This is a genomic window from Muriicola jejuensis (genome assembly GCF_010671595.1).
Lineage (GTDB): Bacteria > Bacteroidota > Bacteroidia > Flavobacteriales > Flavobacteriaceae > Muriicola > Muriicola jejuensis.
Genome location: NZ_JAABOP010000012.1, coordinates 1 through 4527 on the forward strand (window position 1 = coordinate 1; position 4527 = coordinate 4527).

General features: G+C 40.8%; 6 protein-coding genes. 1 reads left to right on the forward strand and 5 read right to left on the reverse strand.

The features are described 5' to 3' along the window. Nucleotides 1-184 (forward strand): hypothetical protein (locus tag GWK09_RS14990; RefSeq protein ID WP_204260486.1); only part of this gene is annotated, 184 nt, incomplete at its 5' end. A gap of 24 nt (nt 185-208) precedes the next feature. Here GWK09_RS14990 and GWK09_RS14755 read toward each other — a convergent pair. The 5 genes from GWK09_RS14755 to GWK09_RS14775 form a co-directional block, all read right to left on the reverse strand. Further along, nucleotides 209-700: a hypothetical protein gene (locus GWK09_RS14755; RefSeq protein ID WP_163694237.1), complete on the reverse strand. Its 492-nt coding sequence runs from the start codon at nt 698-700 to the stop codon at nt 209-211. 445 nt (nt 701-1145) lie between these two features. Beyond that, nucleotides 1146-1559: a hypothetical protein gene (locus GWK09_RS14760; RefSeq protein ID WP_163694238.1), complete on the reverse strand. Its 414-nt coding sequence runs from the start codon at nt 1557-1559 to the stop codon at nt 1146-1148. A gap of 140 nt (nt 1560-1699) precedes the next feature. Further along, nucleotides 1700-2290, reverse strand: coding sequence for a hypothetical protein (locus GWK09_RS14765; RefSeq protein ID WP_163694239.1), 591 nt, complete (start codon nt 2288-2290; stop codon nt 1700-1702). A 429-nt stretch (nt 2291-2719) separates the two neighbouring features. Beyond that, the gene (locus tag GWK09_RS14770) at nt 2720-3253 is read right to left on the reverse strand and encodes a GNAT family N-acetyltransferase (RefSeq protein WP_163694240.1); all 534 of its coding nucleotides are present in this window, start codon (nt 3251-3253) and stop codon (nt 2720-2722) included. 732 nt (nt 3254-3985) lie between these two features. Further along, nucleotides 3986-4384 (reverse strand): hypothetical protein, encoded by a 399-nt coding sequence (locus GWK09_RS14775; protein ID WP_163694241.1) that lies wholly within the window; start codon nt 4382-4384, stop codon nt 3986-3988. Nucleotides 4385-4527 lie beyond the last annotated feature (143 nt).

Genomic DNA, 4527 nt, shown 5'->3' on the forward strand with positions numbered 1-4527 from the left:
GCTGCGCCAGCCAAAAGCCCAGTCCTTAGCAAGTGCATACTGCTTCAGAGGCCAGGGCATATCCCCATTCGGTTTTCACTGGATCGTTTGGGATTCCGCTCCGTACTACTTATTACATCAGAACGGTTCCGGCTATGACACGGCGCTTGAGTGCGCAGGCCCCAGCAAACCTGTTTTGTTTTAACTAAGATAGGAAATAAGCGCAGACCTAGGAGAGCGATGGGTTATAGCCGTTGTTGTGTGTAGTGTTTTCTATTTTTTCGAGGATATTATCCAAGTCCTTCTTGGTGATACCTTTTTGACTGGTTTTAATTTTCAAACTATTATTTCCGTCCGAAAGCTTTAAGATATATTTTGCGCCACCTCGAGTGGCCTCTTTTTTCAAGTCGGTTCTTAGATTTGAAATGCTCAATTCCTTTATTAAATCCTTCTTGAGCTGTCTCTGAATAACAAACTTTAGTTTTCCCGAACTCGAGTCCTTATAAATTGATTTGACAGTTTTCGCTGAGAAAATTAAATAGGTGAAAAGGAAAAATAGTCCAATGCCCATAATCCAGTAAGTAGTAGCACTGACTTCTTTATTGATGTACCTGATTCTTGAGAGCAGGTAGCTACCCACAAGGAATAGAAAAATAAGTCCAAATTGAAATGGTATGTCCGATTTGTCGATGCTCTTTTTATTCTGAAAAAGAATTTCCATTTTGTTTAGGCAACATTACACACAACGGTTCCGGCTATGGTTTGGCGCCTGGAGGCGCCATCTTTCCGGATTTGTTATTTATTTGAGCTAAAATAGAAAAAAATCCCGACCCTGGCCGGCGCTAAACTATAGCCGTTGTTATGCTCCGTACCGACACTTCTGAGTAAACACATTCCCTCCGTGCTGCCGTAGCTCTCCGTTCCCCTCCGCAACGCCGCAAAGATATACCGCCCAACCGCTTGAGTGATCCGCACAGCCGTCACCCTTGCGTAACACTTGCGAACTGCCGTAAAGCTTTGCGTTAAAATTGGAAAGGAGGTATTGAGTATAACGGTTCCGGCTATGGTTTGGCGCCTGAGGGCGCCATCTAACCGGTTTTGTTATTTATTTGACCTAAAATAGCAAATAATCCCAGACCCTGGAGGGCGATGAACCATAGCCGTTGTTATGTGCTGGCCTCTTTTCTTTCCTTTACATAGCCCGCAACCAAAAGAGGTAATGAGGACAAAACTCCAGCAATTATAAATCCAAGAAAATAAGGTGACGTATCTCCACCATTCGTAAAATCTAGTTCCAAAAAAACTATAAATCCATGGAGGAAAAACGTTGAAAAAATAGCCCAAAGAATCTTATACCCTAGTCTTTTTGAGAAGAAGAAAGCAATGACACATAGAATCCCAAAATATAAATTCACGTAGTTTAGAGTGGATTCACTGATATTATCCACAAGCAAATCCATTACATACATTAACGTTCCATTTCCATGAAGCATCGCTATTTGTATAATTGGAACAAAAGATCCAAGTATAAGCACCCCTGCTATGACTAAGGGAATAGAAATATTCTCAGACTTGATCATTTTGGCTTGCACATAACGGTTCCGGCTATGGCCCGACGCCTCAAAGCGCAGACCACCCCTGGATTGATTAATAAACTCTAATGTAGGAAAATTTCCCAAGCCTTGGCCGGCGATGGGCTATAGCCGTTGTTACCCAACGTTTATTCATATACATATTCGTAAAAATAAATTTTGTCAGCAGGATAAGTGTCCATGAAGGGTATAGGAATGATTAGACCACTTTCAGAATCTCTATTTGGTTCAATTATCTTTCTACGAAATATAAGTTTGTTCTTCCCATTGATTACAGAGATAGATTTTCTTTTGTAAGTCTTTTTTTTATCCACAGTTAGGCAATCCGGTCCGCAAGTGGGTTTCCATATATTGCGTACTGCTGGTAAAATTTTGAAGTATTCTTGAAGGGATGATCTCGGAATATTCTTAAGGACAATATGTGCGTAGGAGTCACAACTAAAATATAGGGTGAAATTTTCTCCATCCAAATTTGAAACATCTATTTCATATTGACCGTCACTTCTTACTTTGCTTTTATAAGGAATTTGGCTTCCATTTTCTTTCCATTGAATTTTGGCATTGTCTGTTTCAATGTAGATAACACCATAATCAATGTGTGGGATTCTGATTTCATTTCTACTATTTGTCATTTCAATGAGCCTGCCATTGAAAGTTTGTGAGTAACCTCCAAAATAAAGGAGATGAACTAAAATGAATATGAAATGATGTTTTTGCAAATGTTGGGTAACGGTTCCGGCTATGGTTTGGCGCCTGGAGGCGCCATCTTTCCGGATTAGTTTTTTATCTGACCTAAAATAGGAAAAAAACCCGACCCCGGCCGGCGCTAAACTATAGCCGTTGTTACCTAACGTAGCTAGCACCACCCAGACCTCTTGAGAATTCCCGGATCTCCACAAAACTTCCCAAGAAAAACCTCCGAGTGTAGACCATAGCAAAAGAAGGAACTTTGGTCATTGACCGACCTTGGCTGTGCAAAAGGACTTTGAGTTTTTGACTAGAAGATAAACGCTATGGTAGGTAACGGCCCTGGCTATGGTTTGGCGCCTGGAGGCGCCAGCCTTCCGTTTATTTTTGTTAATCCCTAAAATAGCAAATATTCCCAGACCCCAGAGGGCGATAAACCATAGCCGTTGTTATACACTGGTTTAGACCCGCCATTCTTCTTTTGTTATCCGGAAAATGAAGACCTCATTTGCGTTGTAGACAGTAGTTTTGTCTATGCGCATGCCATTTTTTATAGCGACCTTTTTTGATGGTTCATTCGTCAAGCTAATAATGGAGATTAAAGATTCAGAATAGTTATTTAAAAAAGCGTGATCTCTACAATTTTTAGCGGCTTCGATGGCATAACCATTATTCCAAAATTTTGGTAGAAGAGAATATCCTATCTCAAGTTCATGGATGCCATCAACATTTTGGACAAGAAGACCGCAGTGGCCAATTAGTTCATTAGAGGCCTTTTCAATCAAAACATTCATTCCGCCTAGATTATTCTCATATCGGAAATTCTGATTTTGATACCATTTTCTGCACTCCTGTTCTGGAGAATCTAAATCTGATATCCAATGTTCATGAGTTCTTGGATCCTTGTGAAACTCTAGCCACTCAGTGTAGTCCGTATCTTGAATTTTTCTGAAAAGAAGTCTTTCCGTTTCCTCCCCTTCCATGAGATACTTCATTGGCTTTCTAAACTTGTGTATAACGGTGACGGCTATGGTTTGGCGCCTGAGGGCGCCATCTAACCAGTTTTGTTATTTATTTGACCTAAAATAGAAAAAAAACCCGACCCCGGCCGGCGCTAAACTATAGCCGTTGTTACCTAACGTAGCTAGCACCGCCCAGACCCCTTGAGAATTCCCAGATCTCCGCAGAACTACCCCAGAAAAACCTCCGAGTGAAGACCATAGCAAAAGAAGGAGCATTGGTCATTGACCGACCTTGGCTTTACAAAAGGACTTTGAGTTTTGACTTGAAGATAAACGCTATGGTAGGTAACGGTTCCGGCTATGGTTTGGCGCCTGAGGGCGCCATCTAACCGGTTTTGTTATTTATTTGACCTAAAATAGAAAAAAATCCCGACCCCGGCCGGCGCTAAACTATAGCCGTTGTTACCTAACGTAGCTAGCACTACCCCGACCTATTGAGAATTCCCAGATCTCTACAGAACTTCCCCAGAAAAACCTCCGAGTGAAGACCATAGCAAAAGAAAGAACTTTGGTCATTGACTTACCTTGGCTGTGCAAAAGGACTTTGAGTTTTGACTTGAAGATAAACGCTATGGTAGGTAACTGTTCCGGCTATGGTTTGGCGCCTGGAGGCGCCAGCCTTCCGTATTGTTTTCTTTAATCCCTAAAATAGCAAATAATCCCAGACCTCTGAGGGCGATGAACCATAGCCGTTGTTGTGTAGCGTTACTGCTCTATTTCTTCGTAAGAATAAACAAACCTAGATTTGAAAGTTTGAGTAATTAAATTTCCTTTTTGATTTTCAAAGACAACTTCATAGCCATCGTAAATGGTCTCATTGTCGATATTTTCAAAAACAAATTTCATCGCTTTCATTCCAAGCTTTTTTAATTCTGTCTCATTTTCTGGTAAATTCATTGAATTCGAAAGAGTAACTACCAGGAAATGTTGGGTTTCTCCACTGAAATACCTTTTAGTGTAACCGACCTTAGCTGATTCTGCACTACTGATTTCCTCAAGATCACTTAAGACACTCAAGAAACTTCTTTCAAATCTTGGACTGTACTTGGAGCAACTGAATAATAAAAGCGATAGAAGAACGAAAAGGAATGATTTGAATTTCATTTGATCAGTAATGATACACAACGGTGACGGCTATGACCAGGCGTTAGTTTCCTGATCTCCCCTTAAGATTATTATAATCCCTAAGATAGCAAATAGAGAATAATCTCAGGTATACACGCTTGGTTATAGCCGTTGTTCTGTGT